Origin of the sequence: Actinobaculum sp. 352 (assembly GCF_003957265.1) — a bacterium.
Taxonomy (GTDB): domain Bacteria; phylum Actinomycetota; class Actinomycetes; order Actinomycetales; family Actinomycetaceae; genus Asp313.
Window position 1 is genome coordinate 128,004 of the sequence record NZ_RQSN01000008.1, and the last position, 18,330, is coordinate 146,333.

Below are 18,330 nucleotides of genomic sequence, written 5' to 3' on the forward strand. Positions count from 1 at the left end.
GACGGACAATGAGTTCAGAAGTATGGGCAAGTGCCCTGCAAACACTAATGCAGCCTTCCGTGCTGCTCTTCCTATGTGCCGGAGTTGTTATTGGCACCATTATCGGTGCGTTGCCGGGCCTGTCGGCCACGATGGCGATTGCCATTATGACCCCTATAACCTTCTGGTTCTCTCCTACCGAGGGATTCGCCATGCTGATGGGCTTGTGGAATGCGGCTATCTTTGCCGGCGGCATATCGGCGATTCTCGTCAATACGCCGGGTACGCCCGCCTCTATCACCCAAAGCTTCGACGGTTACCCGCTCTACCGACGTGGGCAGGGCGGTATCGCATTGGGCGTCAACGTAATCTTCTCGGTGTTAGGCGGTGTGGTGAGCGTTATCGCCTTGATCCTCTTCGCCAGCCCGATTGCGCGGTTCACCGTCACATTCGGACCGTCCGAGTATTGCCTGTTGGCGGTATTCGGCCTGGCGATGATGATCGCCGTCGCCAGTGATGATGTTTTGAAGGGCCTTGTGGTGGGTGCGGCCGGTCTGCTTGTCGCGTCGATTGGTCTTGATCCAATCCTTTCCGTTAAACGATTCACGATGGGGCAGACGTCTCTGCTGGCGGGTGTCTCTTTCATCCCGGTAATGATCGGCATCTTCGGGATCGGGGAGGTGCTCTACCAGATTCACATCCGCAATCGAGCCCGTGAAGCCGAGGAACTGGCGGAGCGGAAGAGGAATCTGAAACTCGGGCGCGTATTGCCACCGGTGAAGGAGACGCTTGGCCTAGTGCCCCGGACCACGGTGGCTGCCGGTGCGTCCACGATTATCGGAGCGATTCCAGCTGCGGGCGGTGACATCGCCTCCATCATTTGCTGGGGCAACAGTAAGAAGTTCAGCAAGCATGGGGACGAATATGGGAAGGGATCCGTAGAGGGGCTTGCCGTGAGTTCGGCTGCCAACAACGGTGTGATCGGCGGGGCCATGACAACGATGCTGACGCTCGGCATTCCGGGCGACGCCGTTACCGCCATTCTGATCGGTTCACTGACCATGTACGGCATGCAACCGGGATACAAGATGTTTAGCGAGAACGCTGATTTCACCGCGCAGGTCATGTTGCTGATGTTGCTGGCCAATCTGGTAATGCTCGCATTCGGGCTGGCGACGGCGAAGGCCTCGGCCCGCGCGCTGAGCGTTTCACAATCGACCGTGTGGGTAGCGGTGTGTGGGCTGTGCGTCGTCGGCTCATATTCGCTCAATAACAACTTCTTCGATGTCATCCTCATGTTCATCGCCGGCGTGCTGGGTTACCTGTTCAAGGCGCACGGTTTCCCACCGGGACCTTTTATCCTTGGCCTGTTACTGGGAAGTATGTTTGAATCAAACTTGCGACGTGCGCTCGTGATGTCGAACGGGAGCTACTCGATTTTTGTCACTCGCCCGGTGTCGCTCGTGCTGGTGGTGCTGGTGGCTCTTACCTTCGTCGTCCCGCTGTTGCGCTCGCTACAAAAGAGTAGCCGGAGTCGCCGGCTACCCGTACAGACAAAGGAGACTGTGCAATGAAGAAAGTGATCAATTCCCCGGAGACGTACACCGATGACATGCTGCGGGGTATCTACGCCGTTCACGGCGAGCAGGTGCAGCCCGTGGGCGATGACCTGCGTTGCTATGCTCGCGCGGCCATGGTCCCAGACAAAGTCGGGATCATAACTGGAGGAGGTACCGGGCATCTTCCGCTTTTCCTCGGGTACGTCGGAGACGGCATGCTGGACGGATGCGGTGTTGGAGACGTATTCCAGTCGCCGTCGTCGGCGCAACTCTTCGAACTGTCGAAAGCGTGTAACACCGGTAAAGGCCTCCTGTATCTGTATGGGAACTACACCGGCGATGTCATGAACTTCGACATGGCCGGCGAGATGTGTGAGATGGAGGGTATTGAGACCAGGACCGTCCTCGGTAACGACGACGTGAACTCGGCGCCACCGGAGGAGAAGGACCGCCGACGTGGCGTGGCCGGAATCTTCTTCGTGTACAAATGCGCGGGCGCGACGGCGGCGCGTGGCGCGGGACTCGACGAGGTGACCGCGGCGGCGGAGAAGGCCAATGATCGCACGCGCACCGTTGGATTCGCCATGGCGCCCTGCGTGATCCCCGGTACCGGGAAGCCCAACTTCGAGTTGGGCGAAAACGAGATGGGAATGGGCGTCGGCATCCACGGCGAGCCGGGCGTGTGGACCGGCGAGGTCAAGCCCGCCCGCGAGCTGGCCAAGGAGAGCGTGGAGACCATTTTGAATGATCGCCCTGTGGCTGCCGGAGGGCGAGTGGCCGTGCTCGTGAACGGCCTCGGCTCGACGCCGCTGGACGAGCTGTACATTCTGGCTGGCGAGGTGCTGGCGGAACTCGGCGAACGGGAAGTCACGGTTGCGAAGACCTATGTCGGCGAGTACGTCACCTCAATGGACATGGCGGGAGCCTCTATCAGCCTCATCGAGTTGGACGACGAGCTCGAGGACCTGCTTCTCGCGCCAGCTGCCACACCGTTCTTTGTGCAGGAGGCCAAGTAATGGAGAGCCTGGGCGTGGCCGAGCTGGCCAAGCTTTTCGCCGTGGTTGCGCAGAATATGGCGGACCATGAGGAAACACTGCGTGAAATGGACGCGGCTCTAGGCGACGGCGACCTTGGGATCACCATGCGCAAGGGCTTCGCGGCACTCGCTGAGAGTGTCGGCACCTATGAGGGTAACGATTGCGGCGAGATGCTCATGAAAGGCGGCATGGCGATGGCCGGCGCGGTACCTTCCACCATGGGAACGCTTATGGCCTCGGCGCTAATGCAGGCCGGACGCGGACTGCGCGGGCAAGGAGCGATTGACGCCGCCGGGCTGGCAACACTTCTGGAAGGTTTGCGCGACGGCGTCGCCAAACGTGGAAAGTGCCAGGAAGGCGATTGCACCCTGCTTGACGTTCTTGCACCGGCGGCGCGATCAGCTCGGGCGAAGGTTGACGACGAGGACGGCGGGCTCACGGAGGTCGCGCAGGCGGCGCGGGCCGGGGCGTCCGAGGGCCTGGAGGCGACCAAGGATATGGTTCCCCGGTTCGGAAAGGCGGCCGTTTTCGGTGATAAGGCCGTTGGCCTAGTAGACCAAGGAGGCCAGGCTTCCGTGTACTTGATCGAGGGCCTGACCAGTTTCGCCTAGGCGGCACGTTTAGTAATCCGCAGCTCATGGGGCGCATTCACTGCATGTGGGTGTGCCCCATGAGCCTGCGTACCTCGGATGGGCAGTCCGCGCATGTATCGCATGTAAGGCGTTGTTCTCAGACATGCTGCTGAAAGTGGTGTTGAGCGCTTGCGCGTGAATTGAAGTGATTCATGATGGTTAGTGCTCGTTGTTAGTCAGATATGTCGGAAAATCGAGTTACGTTGATAAAAGCCGGTTTGTGTGACTATTACACTATTTATTGTTGTTTCATCTTGCTAGATGGTAGTAGTTGCGTCATGTAGTTGGTGGAGCTCGCCGGAGGAGAGGCGCTCGTTGGGGTGTGCGATGTTGCAGACTATGGATCCTCTCCGGGTTTTTGCTCTATGACCGCGAAGTGTCCGGAGGCTGGTGAAAAACCCGGTTGTCTGTTCGTGCGATTAGGCCGCCACGTTGGTGAAGGATCCGGGGATTCGCTAAACAATCGGTGACTGGTGGAGGGTCCGGAGGGTGGTGAGACAACAGGTGACTGGTGGAGGGTCCGGAGGGTGGTGAGATAACAGGTGACTGGCGAAAGGTCCGGGGGTGGAAAGGGTCCGGAGGGTGGTGAGACGGCCGGGGATTGGCGAGATATCAGGGGGAGAACAGTCCGTTGACATCTGTGGCCTGAACCGAATGACGACGTCGGGTAGGAACGTCAAGGGCAGCAGATTTTGCGAGCGGCACGCAGGATGAACAAGGTGAGGCGTGTATGCCAACGGCTCCCGGCATCATAGAAGTGCTCTTGACAGTCGTGGTATCACCCCCGCTCGCGCGGGGAAGAACTGCTGGAGTCGTCGAACGAGACGAGTGTGGTTGGCCAGATCCTGTGGCCGAATATGTAGTACTTCCCAACCTTGATGTCGCAAGGAATTGATGCGGGTCAACGGCTCCGCAACGTCGTCGCCGGTCAGACTAGGCTCAAGCTCATCAAACCTGTCGAGTTCGATGATTCGCCTCCACTCCGGCCATGCGAAGTCTGCAAAATACAGTCCAGTGTCAGTCAGAATCGGATACTGCAACTCGGGCGCCGGAAAGCCGAAGAGCTGAAGAAGCCACCACAGCCTACTCACGCCTGTCGAGCCACAAAGAGCTGACGACAAGTTGATCCGTCTGCGTGCACGTATCGTCCCAGCTTTTGCTCCCATGCCGTCGAGTATGTCGGCCAGTAGCGCTTTGAGTTGCAGATCGTCCCTCACTAGCGTGCCATCGACTCGGTGCCCTTGCCGCGGCTCGGTGCCGATGAGCTGGCGCATGATGGAACTGATGGTCACGACTGCCTGCTCGGCGTCCGACGCCCAGCGTCCCACATCAACAGCAGTACGATGTCTGTTTGTTACGTAAACGCCATCGATGTTACAAATCTGCGAGTCTGGTGCTAACGGGTTTCTGCGCCTTGGTCGTAGAACACGAGGGGTCCTGAGTGGAGCCCTCTGCCAGGCGCCACCGAACTGATAGTAGTCGATGCAGTCAGGAAGATGCAGCAGGTCGCTTCCCCAGACGCACGCAGCCGCTTCACCGGCGATGACGACGGGTGCGCCAGCAGTCCGCTCGGTGAACAAGCGCAATTGTGAGAGGAAGATGTGTCGATCATGCTCAGACTGTTGCGTGCCAGTCCCGGCCAATGGTTCGGCGTAGAGGTTTTTTCCAAGGCATATCCACGAGCGCTCTTCAAGCTGGCGCAGCTCTTTGCTAGAGAGGCGGCTTGTTTGAAGAACGTAGGGGATGTTCCCGAACGGTTCGCTCGGCGTGACCTGTTCGCGCGAAGTGTCAGGGAAGGAGAGAGGTAGGTACGCCTGAGAGACAGCAGGAATGGTTGCCGTGGACGGCGATGAAGAGTTTGCTTCTGCTTGACCTCGTCGGCTCGGTGGAGAAACGGTCCGCGGCACATGTGAGGACCCTTGATCGGATTTGTGGGCGGCAATGCCTCTTGTGCTTCCAGCGTGTGGAGCCGAGTGGGACTGGACCGCTGTTTTGGTGGATGGGCTTATGCGCACGGTTTCCTCCTGGGGAGGCACGACCTTGGCGCCAACTCTGTTGTGCTGGCCAACATGTGGTGGCTCCGGAACAGAACAATTCGGAGAGGCGCAAGTAGCTTGCCGGGGGCTCATGACTGTCCTGTCGGCGCGCTCCGTGCCGTTTGACTTCCCAGTATTGCCTCGTTCTTGCGGGTTGCGTTGTTCTGGCGAGGTTGCCGACCCTGCGGTGTCGGTCTGCTCTGGCGGGCTGGTTTGATTGTGCCGGTTGGTCTCTCGGTCCACTCCTCCCGGTCGGCCACGCTGGCGGCATCGGATGCGTTGGGTAGCGGCCCGCTGGCTGAGAGTACGCACTCTTCCAGTCCAGCACGACGGACTTGCTCCGCGAGGGCGATACGTGACTGTGTGCCAGTGACATGGCTGACTGCTCGATCCGATCCTCGCTGCAATGGCTTTTCCTGTGTGGTAGTTGTTTCATGCTCTACGGTGCGTGCTGGCTCCGACGGTGCTTCGGAAGAATCGGAGCAAGCCGACACGTGCGTTACTGTGTGTTTCATACCGACTAGTCTGTCGTCTGTCTGCGGCTGAGTCGTGGCAGCCGGGGCTCGGTGTGGATTACATGTTCATCTGGGGCATTGTGGAGAGCTTCAACTGACGATTGCAGCCTATTCGCGGTCGCGGTACCTGGAGTCACCGCATATTGGGTGTGCAAAGGACCCTCGCCGCGATCAGGGTACGGCTTTGGCCGCGCCCTCGAAACGGCTCAGACCGACGGGAATACAACGGGTGCTGCGCCAACGACGGCGCCAGCGTGACAATGGCAATGGTGCGAACGTGACAGACGGCAACGGCAAGGCGACAGTGTGCCGACGTCGCTACCCGGTGAGTTGACAGCAGCCCGTAGTGCTTGGGACAGTGCTAAGCCTGGAGATCGGTCCCTGTATAGGACACGGGGCAAATCCGGAACTCGGGCAATCGCGCGAACGTGACAGGTGAGGCAACAGAGTGGAGGAGATGGTACAGGACGCGCGGAATCGCACGACGCCGCAAGGAAGGTCTGGTCACTGCTTGTCGTCGTGGTCTTGTCGGCGCGGCTGGTAGATACGCTCCGGTAGGTAATGATTGATGGAATCCCCGGGTTTTTCGCGTATGTCCGTGCGAAAGCCGAAGATAACCGAAGAACCCGGAGAGGATCCATAGTCAGCGACTAGAGTACGGGCGCCGCACCGAGTCGTCTGAAGTACTCATCACAACCTTCGAAAGTCGCAGTCCCGGGAGCGCTGGGCAGCGCAATGGAAACACTTTTGCGGTGCCCAGCCTCCTCCCCAGACCGCTTCAAAGAGAGCGGGACACTAAGTCGCTCTAGACGGTTGTGCCCAGCGCGGCGTGGCCCCCTATGCTTGGGCCTGGAAATCCGCGACTTCTGCGCGGGTCGGCATGCCGGACTGGGCGCCCTTCTTCGTCGTCGCTAAAGAACCGGCGGCAGAGGCTACCTCCACAGCCTCGGGAAGAGACTCGCCATCGGCCAGCACCGCAGCGAGAACTCCGACGAAGGTGTCCCCGGCACCTGTGGTATCCACAACATCCACACTGCGTGCACGTATATCCGCCACATCGTTTCCCGCGACCGCGACGCATCCTTCGCCGCCGAGGGTCACCACAACGGCGGTGTCGGTGCTTCGAGCCAGCTCTCCCACGCGCTCTGTAAGCTCGTCACGGCTGGAAAAATCTCCACCGATATTGGGCTGGATCTCCATTTCATTGGTTGTGAGGACGTCGATGACATCCAGAAGATCGCGCACATCGTCAGCTGGTGCAGCGTTCAGCACCGTGGTCATGCCCAGTTCGTGGCCGAGGCGCAACGCTGCGGCCACGGTGGCGCGTGGCACCTCAAGCTGGCAGACGAGCACGTCCCCCGCTCCGAAGCCGCCGTCGCGCAGTGCTTCGACATCTTCTGCTCCCACCTGTTCGTTTGCACCGGGAACGACGACGATGGAGTTGTCACCCGTTCCGTCAATGGTGATCAAAGCAGTGCCGGTAGGCGCATCTTCGCATACGCGTACCGCGGAACGATCAATTCCATTGATATCGAAGTTGGAGAGCATGACCTGGCCTGCCGACTCATTGCCGACGCAGCCGATGAATGCGACTGTTGCCCCAAAGCGGGCACTTGCGACCGCCTGATTGGAGCCCTTACCTCCGGGAAAGTATTCAACGGAGGTTCCATGTACCGTTTCCCCCACCAGCGGGGCACGCTTGCATGTGACTGTTACGTCCTGGTTGATTGAGCCGAGGACTACTACTTTTGCCATATCAGTTCCTTTGCTTTGTCAGCTTGGTCCCGCAAGACAAGCTTATGCATGCTTGTCCGATTCTTTGGCGGAATGCCGCAATGAAATGGATGAACAACACCGGAGCCGCCCGGCGGTACGTGAAGCGCAGCGAGCGAGGGTCATACCACGCCCTTGGTCAGAATGAAGCATCCGTAAGGGCGGTCCTCCGTCGTCGTCAAAACTGCGTAACACGACTTCGTGCGCTGGTAGAACTCGAAACGTTCGAGGCCTTCCACGCCGATGGGACGTTGCTCGACGGCCTCAATCTGCGCCAGCGCTTTCGCCTGCACATTCGGGCGCACATCCGGCGCTTGTACATCAAGCATGACGGCGACCGGCTGGTCGATGAAGGTGTCGATGGGGAACACCGTCAGTAACGCTTCGAGAGCCGACGGGATATCCAGCCCGTCAAGGCGAACCACTTCTCTGCCCAGCGACTCGGCGGGAAAGTTCCGGTCGACGACGGCGAGCCGATCACCGTGGCCCATACGCGCGAGGACGTAAAGCAGATCGGGGTGTAAACGAGGATCGATATTCTTCAGCATGAACTTCTCCTTCGATGTTTGCACTGTTGCTGATTGATGCTGTTGTGATGCCGTTTAGCGCGGTGTATTGAAACACTTGGCTTTAGATTTCATCCGCGAGCTGGGTTGCCGTGTCGGAGTCGGTGATAAGTGTGGTCGCCCACCCGCCGCGTAGGCAGGCGCGGACCGCCTCGTATTTGTCGGGACCGCCCGCCACTGCAACGCGGCGGGGAACCCGTAGCAGCTGATCTCGCTCAATGGACATGACACGCTCATCGAAGACACCGCGAACAGGCTCTCCGTTCGCGTCGAAGTAGCGCACGCACACATCCCCTACCGCACCGGCGCTGCGCAAAGTATCGCGATCACCGGGCTGGTAGAAGTTCCAGGATCGTGCGAGCAGGGGAGAGGGGGCTAGCGCTCCGACGCCGAAAATGGCGATATCCAGTTGATTCCATAGTTTTGTCACACGGCGAATCATTGAATCGCTACCCAGCGTTTCGCGTGCATGTTTGGAATCAAGCACCGCGGGTGTAAGCATGAAGACCGGTTCGGCGCGCAGGCGGTGCGCCAGTATCTGCATGATCTCGGTTGCGGCCATCTGGACTTCGGTATTACCCACACCTCCCACCATTTGCACAATGGAACGGCAGCCCACGCTTGCGCTGGGTCGCAGCGCCCGCGCCGCAAGCAAGATCGATTCACTCCACGAAGAAATACCGACGATGTCATCCTTCGCCAGTGCCGATTCCAAAAAGCGAGCGGTTGCTGCCCCCATCCGATCCAACACAATGTTGTAGTCGGCATGCGATTCGACCACCACAACCTGATCCAGTGAAAAATGTTGTTCGAGTTTCTCCTCCACTTCTGGGAAGACCTCGGCGGGAACCGTCACTACCGTCTTGACCAGGCCCAGCTCAACGGCCTGTTTCAACATGCGCGAAACGCGCGCTTGCGAGACGTTGAGTTTGGTTGCGATTTCCTGCTGTTTCAGGCCACGTTCGTGATAAAGGCGTGCCGTGCGGGTTATCAAGCGAAGTTGATCAGTTGAGACGACTGCGGCGAGAGAAGGCGCCTGCGCATTCTGGTTACTGGTGCCCATGTGTCTCCCTCCTCGCCGCAGACGGTCTCAGCAAGTGTAAATCCTCCCCTTACTTTACTTCGTCAACTCCAGTAAGGCCCGCGCCGCACGGCTGATTCCTGCAGCGCTCACCCCGTAATGGTCGAGAATCCATGTTTCGGATCCGGTGGGCGGGAACTCGTCGGGTACACCCAAACGGCGTACCGGGATGGGGCTGATCTCCGTGACCAGCTCACATACCGCACCGCCGAGGGCGCCCACCGTCGTGCCCTCTTCGACGGTGACAATCGCACCGGTCTCCTGTGCCGCTGTTGCTATCGCCTCCGTATCCAGCGGTTTTACGCAGGGCATGTGCAGTACGCGCGCCGAAATGCCGTCGGCTGTCAAGTTCTCGGCAGCCGCGAGAGCTCGCGGCGTCACGATACCGGTGGAAATGATGGTGACATCCCCGCCATCGTGCAGGCGCAGTGCCTTTCCCGCCTCGAAGGGGGCATCGGGCGTGAAGTCGGCGACCTTCAATCGAGGGATACGGATATAGACCGGCCCCTCGTATGCGGCAGCCCAACGCACTGCGGCAGCGGTTTCCCGGCAGTCTCCGGGATTCAGAACTGTCATACCGGGGATGGCACGCATCCAGGCGAGATCCTCCGCCGAATGGTGGGTGGCACCCAGGTTCCCATAGGCGTAGCCGGGGCTCTGTGCACACAACTTGATATTGTTCTGTGCGTAGCCGACATCGATCTTCACCTGTTCCATTGAACGGGCGGAGAGGAACGACCCGGCACCGGACACGAAGGGGATGCGTCCACCGTTGGCCAGTCCCGCGCCCACACCAACAAGGTTCTGTTCCGCTATGCCAACGTTGATCAGGCGATCCGGGTAGGCGTCCTGGAACGGACCGAGTTTCGAGGAGCCGACGGAATCATTGACGACGACTGTAATGCGCGGGTCTGCTTGTGCCAGCTCTAGGAGGGCGGCAACGAAACCGTCACGTGGGTCGCGCGCTGCGTCAGTCATGAGATCACCTCCAACTCTTCCATAGCCTGTGTGTACTGCTTGTCGTCGGGCACTTTGTGGTGCCAGGCGACGTTGCCAGACATGAAGCTGATCGGATGCCCCTTGTTGGTATGCGCGATGACGGCCCGCGGTTTGGCGCCGTCGCGCGTTGGCGCATCAAATACCTCCAGCAACTCGGCTATCTCATTGCCGTTAACCTCGATGACTTCGAAATTGAAGGCAGCAAGTTTGTCAGCCAATGGCTCCAAGGTGTTAGTGTCTGCCACTCTGGCACCCTGCTGCAGGCGATTCCGATCAATAATCACGGTCAAGTTGCCGAGCTTTTGGTGCCCAGCAAACATCAGAGCCTCCCAGTTGGACCCTTCTTGCAGCTCACCGTCGCCGGTGAGTACGAAGGTGCGTCGCGGCGAACCGTCGAGGCGTGCCGCCATGGCGTGCCCGGCGGCGATGGGAAGACCATGCCCGAGCGGACCCGTATTGGCCTCAACGGCTGCCACCCCGGTACGCGAAGGGTGGCCATCGAGGTCGGATTCCGGCTGTAGGAAGGTCGGGAGTTCTTCAGGGTCGATGAATCCGCGCGCGGCTAACACCACATATAACATCCCGGCGATATGCCCCTTAGAGAGAATGAAGCGATCACGTTCGGGATCGCTCACCCGTTCAGGTACAACATGCAGGGAATGCAAATACAACGTGGTCAGAATATCGGCGGCTCCCAACGAGCCCCCGATGTGCCCCGCCCCGGCCTCATGTACCAGGCGAAGATCGCGCTTGCGTATCTCGTTGGCGGCCTGCTTGAGGGCGCCAACGAGTTCTGCCGGGGAATCCCGGTCAATCCGCCCGATCCAGGGTTGCCGATCAGTGGGAGGATACAGCATCCTCACTCACCCGCCATGGACGAGAAGAGCGCCTTTTGCACCATGCGCTGCACGGCGATGGCGTCCTGTGCGGCCTGCGCCTGCGCGATGGCGTCCATGTCGATGACTTCAAGGGTGCGACAAATGGCCTTGAGGAAGTCGATGCCGAGGTTGGCGGCCTCCACCACGTCTTCGCGGAAGGGGAACTCGTCCAACTGCCACACGCCTTCCCAGTTGTTCTTCTTCAAGGTGTAGAAGAACTCCAGGATTTCGATGGGATGAACCGTTCCGACAACCAGGTCGTCATCCCAGCCACGGAAGTTATCGTTCACGTCCATGGCGAATAGCTTGCCGTGGTCGATCAGCAGCTGTGCCTCATCTGACGGCGTCTCTCCGCCGAAGAGGGAGTGCCCGAAATCGAGGAGAACGCCAACATTGTCCACGCCCATTTCCTGAATACCGAGGATGGTGCGTGAGGCGTTGTTCCAGATCATGTGGTTACGTGGTTCGCGCGGTTTGTATTCGATGACGAAGTTGAGGTCGGGATTGTTGATGGCCAGCTCCCGCATGGCGTCGACCGACTTCTTCCACACATCGTGGTAGTCGACCTGGAAAGGATAATCCCATCCGTCTTGGCCTGGCCACGTCTTCACGTAGCGCGCACCGAGTTCACGCACCATGTCGGCTCCCGCCTGCATGATGTCGATGGCACGACGCCGGGCGGCGTCGTCGGGGTTCGTAAATGCGCCCCGGACGTGATCGCGCAGGTAGATCTCCGGGGTGATGCCCACACATTTGAGATTGTTGGCCTTTAGCGCGTCCTTGACCTCATCGACGGTAACGCCTGGGCTGAAGGGGTAATTGATATCGACCCAGGTGAGGTCCTTGACCTTTCCCGCCAACTCGATCTGCTCAAGTGTGCCGCGCGGGTCGCCGTAGCGGTCAACGGCGTACCGGTCTACATAGGTGGCGAAATGCCAGAGGCCGGCGCCGAATTCTGGATATTGTGTCATGATGTTATCTTTCTGTGTGCATGTGTACGGGTTGATGCGACAAAAGAGGCCTTCGACCCGAACACTGTTTTCCTGTTGAGGTGTACGGGCCGGGTTGGGCGTGCGGTGCCTATGCCCGGCCCGTACAGCGTGTTATTCGGATAGCTCGAAAAGGGTGTATTTGTCCGCGTTTGTAGCGTCAATGAGCACGCAGTCAATGGACTGCTTCTCGTCCTCCCCGGTAGAACCGGTGCGGATGTATAGATCGGCCTGCTCCACCGACATTTCGGCGATGGCGACGGCAGGTTGCATACCGGTGGCCAGCATCTTGCCATCCTTAATGGCTTCGACGGCGTCCGGGGAACCATCGAAACCGGCCACCGTCACCTGGTCACTTTTCCCAGCTGCCTCGACGGCGGCAACGGCGCCTACCGCCATGGTGTCATTTCCGGCGATAATGCCATCCAGGTCCGGGTGCTGCTGGAGTAGCGTCTCCGTTTTGGTGAATGCCTCCTGCTGATCCCAGTTGGCGGTTTCTTGCCCAACCATCTCCAGATCCTCGTACTGATCGAGTACCGAGTGGAAGGCGGTGGAGCGAACCTGTGCATTGGTATCGGTCTCGCGCCCTAGTAGTTCCACGTACTTGCCTTGTCCCTCTAACTCGGTGGCAAAGGCTTCCCCGACGAGGGCGGCACCCTGGGAGTTATTGGCGACAATTTGCGAGGTGGCAATACCCGTCTCATTGATCTCGCGGTCGATGAGGAACACGGGAATGCCGGCATCCACCGCCTTCTGCACTGCGCCAGTGGTGACATCGGCACCGGCATTATCGAGAATAATGGCGACGGCGCCCTGCGAAATAGCGGTGTCAATCAGCTCGGACTGCTTGTTGGGATCGTCGTCATGCGAATTTGCGGAAGTATCGTAGCCGAGCTCCTGCGCCTTCGCCACGGCGGCGTCGGACTCCGCCTTGAAGAAGGGATTATCGTGCGAGGGCGTAATGATAGCGATCAGGCCGCCCGCCTCGTGAGTTTCGACGGCGGAACTTTCACCGCCGGAGCCGCCGTCGGACGAATTATCGGACGAGCAGCCCGCCAAACCGAGCGTGAAAGCCGCGAGGGCGGCGGCCGCCCGGATCAGTCGATTGCGTTTCATGTTGATCTCCTTGTTGTTGTGGGCGCTGCAGCGCGCCCGGTTGAAGGCGGGAGCCGGTATGCGAACGGGTCGTAGGTACCGACTCCGCGCGGTACTTACTTGTGGGTTGTGACTGAATCGGATGGTTCTGGAGACTGCGTGCCGACTGAGTCGGATGAGCCCTTGGGTTCGGGGTCCGGATCTTGCGCTGGTTCTCCTCGTTCTGCGCGTACACTCGCCGCTGCCGCCGCTGCGGCACGGGCGTTCTTCAGCCGTTCCTGCGCCTGGTCCAGCATGACGGCGAGGACGATAATCAGGCCCTTAATGAAGGTCTGCCAGAAGGTGGAAATACCGACGAGCGTAAGTCCATCGGAGAGGAAGCCGATCACGAAGGCTCCAATCAGAGCGCCTTTGACATTGCCGCGTCCGCCGGCGAGCGATGCCCCACCAATAACGACGGCGGCGATGGCGTTCATTTCGAAGGTGGTTCCCAACTGCGGGCCTCCCGAAGTTAACTCGGAGGCAATGATGAGGCCTGCCAGGGCCGCCAGGGTGCCCGAGATGACATAAACCCGAACGGTCACCCTGCGTACCGGTACTCCGGAGAGTCCCGCAGCACGAGCATTTCCGCCGGTTGCGTACAGCCACGTCCCGAACGGTGACTTGTTGAGTATGAACCAGACGATGATGGCGATCAGAATCATGATCCAGATCTGGGTGGGCAATCCGAGCAATTTCCCAGATCCCAGGAAGGAGAAGCCCGTGTTACCCAGCGCGGCATCTCCCTGCAGATGCGGGTAGGTCGCTCCGTTGGAAATGAGCTGTGCCGTACCGCGGGCCATGTACATCGTGCCGAGAGTCGCGATGAAGGGCGCAATGTTGAATCGCGTGATGAGCTGGCCGTTGATCCACCCGACAAAGGCGCCTACTAGCATGCAGATAATGACGACGGCGACCACCGAGGGGTAGGCCGTCTTGCTAATGAACGGCAGGCCGACGCCGCCGAGCAGTTCGCCCGCAACTACCGTGGACAGGGCCAAGGTGGCGCCGACCGACAGGTCGATACCGCCTGTAATAATCACGAGCAACATGCCCAGGGAGAGCAGTGCGTTATAGGCGACGTGCCGGGTCATGGTCAGCAGGTTTCCAGAGGAAAGGAAGTTGCTGGATAGGGCAGCAAAAACGATGACCAAGACGATAAGCACGATAAAGGCACGTTGATCCATGAGGAATTCCCCGATAGAACGGTCCGCGAAGAAGGAGAAGCGGCTCGAGCCGGATGCCTTCTTCTGTTCGCGGTCTTTTGCTGCGGTTTTCATTTCTGTGCTCCGTCCTGCGTATTCGATGTGGTCTGGGATTCGATGGAATCGAGAGTTTGATGGGAGTCGTCCGCAGCGGCCAGCACACGTTCGCGTGTGACGTCTTCCGGTGCGAATTCCGCAGTGATGCGGCCGCGCGAGACGACAAGAACCCGTGAGCACGAGGTCAGAACTTCACTGACATCAGAGGTGGTGAAGATGACCGCAATGCCCTGGTCCGCGAGGTCGGCCATGAAGCGGAAAATATCTGCTTTAGCACCAATATCAATGCCGCGGGTGGGCTCGTCTAAGAGAACGAGGCGAGGGTCCGTCATCAGGGCCTTCCCAATAACGACCTTTTGTTGGTTGCCGCCGGAGAGCGAACCGATCAGCGCCTTGGGAGAGGATGCCTTCACGCGCGTATTTGTGGTGATCTCAGCGGTACGTGCTTTCTCACGTCGGCGGGAAACGAAGGGGCCCGTGAGGAACCCGAGAATCGATGCGAGCGATAGGTTGAAACCTACGGTCTGCCCCTGTACCAGCCCATCGCGCTGCCGGTCTTCCGGTACCAGATAGATGCCGCGCGCAATGCGCTGCGCGATGGACATTTTCGTGATCTCTTGGCCCGCGAAGCCGATTGCCCCGCCCTGCGCCCTATTGCGCCCGATGATTGTTTCGAGCAGCTCGGTGCGGCCGGAACCCATGAGGCCATAAATGCCAATGACTTCTCCCTTACGTACATCGAGCGAGAAATCGCGTACTGCGGTACGTCCCGGATTCTGCGGGTCGGCAACAATGAGATTATTGATCGTCAGGATTGTCTCGCCGGGGGTTGCGGTAACGGGAACATGCAACTCGTCCTGGGCGCGGCCCACCATATTGGAGATCATCCATGCCATATCAACGTCTTTCATGCGAGCATGGTTGACGACCGTTCCATCGCGCAAGACCACTGCTTCGTCGCCGATTTCCAGACATTCGTCCAGGTGATGTGAGATGTAGACGATGGAGACGCCGTGGGCGGTCAAATCGCGGATCACCTTGAAGAGAACCTTCACCTCGCCTACGGACAGTGCGGACGTCGGCTCATCCATAATGAGAATCTCCGCGTTCTCCTCCAGTGCGCGCGCGATCTCTACCAGTTGTTGCTGGCCTAGGCGTAAGTCACCCACCAACGTGTCTGGCCGAATATCTTCCTCCAGCCGGGACAGTGCCAGGACTGCGCGTCTGTTTTGCTCTCGCTTATTGACGACGCCACCGCGAGTGACCTCTCGCGCCAAGAAGATGTTCTGGGCGATTGTCATATTGAGGCAGAGATTCATCTCTTGGTGGATGATCGCAACACCCTGCGAAACTGCGTCAGCCGGTGAAGAGAACGCGATTTCTTGGCCTTTGAGTTGTAAAGATCCGGCCGTGGGCCTTTCCACGCCCGACATGATCTTCATGAGCGTGGACTTGCCCGCACCGTTCTCGCCCAGTAGCACGGTGACTTCACCCTTGTAGATATCGAAGTCCACGTTGCGTAGGGCATGGGTGCCCCCGTATACCTTTGAGACATTGCGGGCGCTCATAATGACTTCACCGGTGGCGATATCCGTACCTTCGGCAGGCGTGGCAAGCGCCGTCGTTGCGCCGGTACTGACCCGTGTCATCGCTGCACCTCAATACTGGTCGGAGTAATGAGGATGTGACCGGAGTCGTCGTAGGTGAAGGCGCCGGTCACCGTGACTTCTTGCCCGATCATCTCCGTCAGGTCCACGTTGGCCAACAGGTCGTCTTTCATCTGGTTGTTGATTTCGGTGGCGACGCTGGCGAAATCCGTCTGGTTGGTGAACATGGAGAAAGTGATCGTTCCGGTCGCGTCGCGCAGCGCGGTGCCGGTGATGGCCGGGCCGGTTTGAATGCCCACGCTAGGCTCGGTGAGGCCCGCAACTTCGAGGGTGACCTCGCCAAAGCTGCCCTCGGCGATTGTCCCGGTTGCGCTGACTGGGAACGACCAGGCTGACTGTCCGTTACGGCCGCCGTATTCTTCGCCTGCCGCATCGGCATCCGCCTCAATGGCGTCGAGCAGTTCTGTCAGCTCAACCGCGTTGTCCTCAATGGCTGGTTTAATGACGGTGCTGTACTCCTCTTGGGCGTAAGCGGCGGGGTCGTCAATAATGTCCGCATTCCCTCCTCGGCCCACGAGTTCGGGTTCCTCACCCGGTGTATACACCCGTGTGTTAACGACGACGGCGACAATAATGACAACCCACATTAGAGCCCAGCCGAAGGCTGCACGCCTCCAGAAGGGTTTTGATGTTGAGTCACTCACGGTGATTTCCTTCCTGCCGCGTTATGCGGCTGTGCGAGAGCGGTTAATGGCGTCTCGCCATTGTCGGCGGGATTGTTGCCGCTGGCTGTGTGCGATGTGCGACTCGAAGCGGGTGTAGGCAACGCTTCCCGAATCGAATTCCGCCAGTTCTCCTAGCCCTGTGGCGCACATGCGAGCTGCGCCGTACGCAGAGATGTCACTCTGGTCCGCGGTTTCAATGGCGACATCCAAGATGTCGGCGGTTGCCTGCACGAACAACGGGCTCCTGGTGAGGCCGCCGTCGGCTCGGAGTAGGGCGAGGTCAGTTCCTTCCGCGCGTACGACGTCGACGATGTCTGCCAGTTGGTGCCCGACGGACTCGATGACGGCGCGGGCGACTTGCGCGTTGGTGCTGTCACGGCGCAGCCCAACGAGTAGGCCGACTGCGTCGCGATCCCACCAGGGGGCAGCAAGCCCGGAGAAGGCCGGCACATAGGTGAGCGGTGTGGTGGCGGTGTCCGCGGCGGCAGCGACGAGATCCTTGCCGGAGGGGAACCGCAGCAGGTCGGCTGCCGTGTCGATTCCTGCGCCGGCCGCGAGCACATTACCTTCGCGCGCGTAGGTGACTTTCGTGTCAAGTGTGAAACCGATGGTTGTGTCTACCGGGGAGGTGGCAACTTGTGCGCTCGCGGTCGGGATCATGATTGACGAGCCGGTTCCGAAGGTGACCTTTCCGATTCCCTCGCTGCAGTGCTGGCCGTAGAGTGCTGCGTGCGAGTCGCCCAACACGCCTACAACGGGGACTCCTGCCAAGCGCTCCAGCGTTCCGCCGTATGTGCCGAAGATGCTGTTTGATGCGCGGACCTGTGGCAAGGCCTCCATCGGAATTCGCATGACCTCGCAAAGTTGCGGGTCCCACGTGGCGGCATGAATGTTGTACAGCAAGGTTCGGGAGGCGTTCGTGGGATCGGTGGCGCATGCCGCTCCGCCGGTGAGGTGAGCTACGAGAAGTGCGTCGATCGTACCGACCCGAGTGGTCGCCGTGATGCTGCCCTGTGCCAGGTCCAGGGCGGCGGCCATTTTTGTTGCGGAATACATGGGGTCAAGATGCAGCCCGGTGGCGGCGCGGAAGGTATCGGACCATCCTGCGTCAATCAGATGTTGGCATGCGTGCGTGGTACGGGAGTCTTGCCAGCCGATAACCGGAGTAAGCGGGGTGGCAGTCGCGCAGTCGAAGACGACGACGGATTCACGCTGGTTGCTGATGGAGATGCCACGTACCTGTAGGTCGGGAAGATCAGCGAGGAGCTGTGCCAGTGCGTCATCAACCGCGGAAAGGATTTCCGCCGCGTCCTGCTCGAAATGGCCTGCGGCGGGATTGCGTAGTGTCAGCGTCCGTGATGCCTCAGCGAGCACGGCGCCATCCTGCGAGTAGGCGAGGACCTTGCAGTTCGTTGTCCCCTCATCGATAGCGATGTAGCCAAGCTTCATTGCCAGCCTCCGAATAGTAATTCACGACTGAATGTTTATTCATTATGCGGTGGAGGTGTGAGGTATGTCAAGCCTGGTGGTGGAGGAGTTTTGAAAACGGGGCCGGGCG

The 18,330-nt window shown here is 59.6% G+C and carries 15 protein-coding genes; 3 read left to right on the forward strand and 12 right to left on the reverse strand.

Translation table 11 applies throughout. The features are described 5' to 3' along the window. Window positions 1-8: 8 nt before the first annotated feature. From EKN07_RS09540 to EKN07_RS09550, 3 genes are read left to right on the forward strand one after another with little or no spacing between them, the layout of a single operon-like run. Entirely contained in the window at window positions 9-1,553 is a 1,545-nt protein-coding gene (locus tag EKN07_RS09540; protein WP_108716253.1) for a tripartite tricarboxylate transporter permease, read from the forward strand. Beyond that, window positions 1,550-2,554 (forward strand): dihydroxyacetone kinase subunit DhaK, encoded by a 1,005-nt coding sequence (locus tag EKN07_RS09545; RefSeq protein ID WP_108716252.1) that lies wholly within the window; start codon window positions 1,550-1,552, stop codon window positions 2,552-2,554. Before EKN07_RS09540 ends, EKN07_RS09545 begins: the two co-directional genes overlap by 4 nt. Further along, window positions 2,554-3,186: a dihydroxyacetone kinase subunit L gene (locus tag EKN07_RS09550; protein ID WP_126146264.1), complete on the forward strand. Its 633-nt coding sequence runs from the start codon at window positions 2,554-2,556 to the stop codon at window positions 3,184-3,186. Before EKN07_RS09545 ends, EKN07_RS09550 begins: the two co-directional genes overlap by 1 nt. Before the next feature lie 770 nt (window positions 3,187-3,956). Here the strand turns inward: EKN07_RS09550 and EKN07_RS09555 are convergent. The 12 genes from EKN07_RS09555 to EKN07_RS09610 form a co-directional block, all read right to left on the reverse strand. Beyond that, window positions 3,957-4,499, reverse strand: a complete 543-nt coding sequence (locus EKN07_RS09555; RefSeq protein WP_126146265.1) for a hypothetical protein — start codon at window positions 4,497-4,499, stop codon at window positions 3,957-3,959. A 2,096-nt stretch (window positions 4,500-6,595) separates the two neighbouring features. Then, complete coding sequence (locus EKN07_RS09560) at window positions 6,596-7,513, reverse strand: ribokinase (protein ID WP_126146266.1); 918 nt, start codon at window positions 7,511-7,513, stop codon at window positions 6,596-6,598. A gap of 140 nt (window positions 7,514-7,653) precedes the next feature. After that, complete coding sequence (locus EKN07_RS09565; protein ID WP_108716248.1) at window positions 7,654-8,079, reverse strand: RbsD/FucU domain-containing protein; 426 nt, start codon at window positions 8,077-8,079, stop codon at window positions 7,654-7,656. Between the two features lie 82 nt (window positions 8,080-8,161). Then, window positions 8,162-9,160, reverse strand: a complete 999-nt coding sequence (locus EKN07_RS09570) for a sugar-binding transcriptional regulator (RefSeq protein ID WP_126146267.1) — start codon at window positions 9,158-9,160, stop codon at window positions 8,162-8,164. A 54-nt stretch (window positions 9,161-9,214) separates the two neighbouring features. Continuing rightward, window positions 9,215-10,156 (reverse strand): transketolase C-terminal domain-containing protein, encoded by a 942-nt coding sequence (locus tag EKN07_RS09575; RefSeq protein WP_126146268.1) that lies wholly within the window; start codon window positions 10,154-10,156, stop codon window positions 9,215-9,217. Beyond that, complete coding sequence (locus EKN07_RS09580) at window positions 10,153-11,034, reverse strand: transketolase (protein WP_126146283.1); 882 nt, start codon at window positions 11,032-11,034, stop codon at window positions 10,153-10,155. The genes EKN07_RS09575 and EKN07_RS09580 overlap by 4 nt, the downstream gene beginning before the upstream one ends. Window positions 11,035-11,036: 2 nt before the next feature. Beyond that, the gene (locus EKN07_RS09585) at window positions 11,037-12,026 is read right to left on the reverse strand and encodes a sugar phosphate isomerase/epimerase family protein (protein ID WP_126146269.1); all 990 of its coding nucleotides are present in this window, start codon (window positions 12,024-12,026) and stop codon (window positions 11,037-11,039) included. A gap of 132 nt (window positions 12,027-12,158) precedes the next feature. Beyond that, on the reverse strand, window positions 12,159-13,160 hold the full coding sequence (locus EKN07_RS09590; RefSeq protein WP_108716244.1) for a D-ribose ABC transporter substrate-binding protein: 1,002 nt from the start codon (window positions 13,158-13,160) through the stop codon (window positions 12,159-12,161). 95 nt (window positions 13,161-13,255) lie between these two features. After that, complete coding sequence (locus EKN07_RS09595; protein ID WP_108716243.1) at window positions 13,256-14,458, reverse strand: ABC transporter permease; 1,203 nt, start codon at window positions 14,456-14,458, stop codon at window positions 13,256-13,258. Further along, window positions 14,455-16,089 carry a sugar ABC transporter ATP-binding protein gene (locus EKN07_RS09600; RefSeq protein WP_108716242.1) on the reverse strand — a complete coding sequence of 545 codons (1,635 nt, stop codon included), beginning with the start codon at window positions 16,087-16,089 and terminating at the stop codon, window positions 14,455-14,457. The genes EKN07_RS09595 and EKN07_RS09600 overlap by 4 nt, the downstream gene beginning before the upstream one ends. Further along, on the reverse strand, window positions 16,086-16,751 hold the full coding sequence (locus tag EKN07_RS09605; protein WP_125482505.1) for a DUF2291 family protein: 666 nt from the start codon (window positions 16,749-16,751) through the stop codon (window positions 16,086-16,088). The genes EKN07_RS09600 and EKN07_RS09605 overlap by 4 nt, the downstream gene beginning before the upstream one ends. A gap of 21 nt (window positions 16,752-16,772) precedes the next feature. Continuing rightward, on the reverse strand, window positions 16,773-18,221 hold the full coding sequence (locus EKN07_RS09610) for an FGGY family carbohydrate kinase (protein WP_126146270.1): 1,449 nt from the start codon (window positions 18,219-18,221) through the stop codon (window positions 16,773-16,775). Between the last annotated feature and the right edge of the window lie 109 nt (window positions 18,222-18,330).

Excerpts from the sequence above, each read along its gene's own strand:
- EKN07_RS09570 (WP_126146267.1), bottom strand. The coding sequence starts at position 9,160 with ATGGGCACCAGTAACCAGAATGCGCAGGCGCCTTCTCTCGCCGCAGTC.
- EKN07_RS09565 (WP_108716248.1), bottom strand. The coding sequence starts at position 8,079 with ATGCTGAAGAATATCGATCCTCGTTTACACCCCGATCTGCTTTACGTC.
- EKN07_RS09545 (WP_108716252.1), top strand. The coding sequence starts at position 1,550 with ATGAAGAAAGTGATCAATTCCCCGGAGACGTACACCGATGACATGCTG.
- EKN07_RS09575 (WP_126146268.1), bottom strand. The coding sequence starts at position 10,156 with ATGACTGACGCAGCGCGCGACCCACGTGACGGTTTCGTTGCCGCCCTC.
- EKN07_RS09600 (WP_108716242.1), bottom strand. The coding sequence starts at position 16,089 with ATGACACGGGTCAGTACCGGCGCAACGACGGCGCTTGCCACGCCTGCC.
- EKN07_RS09580 (WP_126146283.1), bottom strand. The coding sequence starts at position 11,034 with ATGCTGTATCCTCCCACTGATCGGCAACCCTGGATCGGGCGGATTGAC.
- EKN07_RS09585 (WP_126146269.1), bottom strand. The coding sequence starts at position 12,026 with ATGACACAATATCCAGAATTCGGCGCCGGCCTCTGGCATTTCGCCACC.
- EKN07_RS09610 (WP_126146270.1), bottom strand. The coding sequence starts at position 18,221 with ATGAAGCTTGGCTACATCGCTATCGATGAGGGGACAACGAACTGCAAG.
- EKN07_RS09550 (WP_126146264.1), top strand. The coding sequence starts at position 2,554 with ATGGAGAGCCTGGGCGTGGCCGAGCTGGCCAAGCTTTTCGCCGTGGTT.
- EKN07_RS09595 (WP_108716243.1), bottom strand. The coding sequence starts at position 14,458 with ATGAAAACCGCAGCAAAAGACCGCGAACAGAAGAAGGCATCCGGCTCG.
- EKN07_RS09540 (WP_108716253.1), top strand. The coding sequence starts at position 9 with ATGAGTTCAGAAGTATGGGCAAGTGCCCTGCAAACACTAATGCAGCCT.
- EKN07_RS09560 (WP_126146266.1), bottom strand. The coding sequence starts at position 7,513 with ATGGCAAAAGTAGTAGTCCTCGGCTCAATCAACCAGGACGTAACAGTC.
- EKN07_RS09590 (WP_108716244.1), bottom strand. The coding sequence starts at position 13,160 with ATGAAACGCAATCGACTGATCCGGGCGGCCGCCGCCCTCGCGGCTTTC.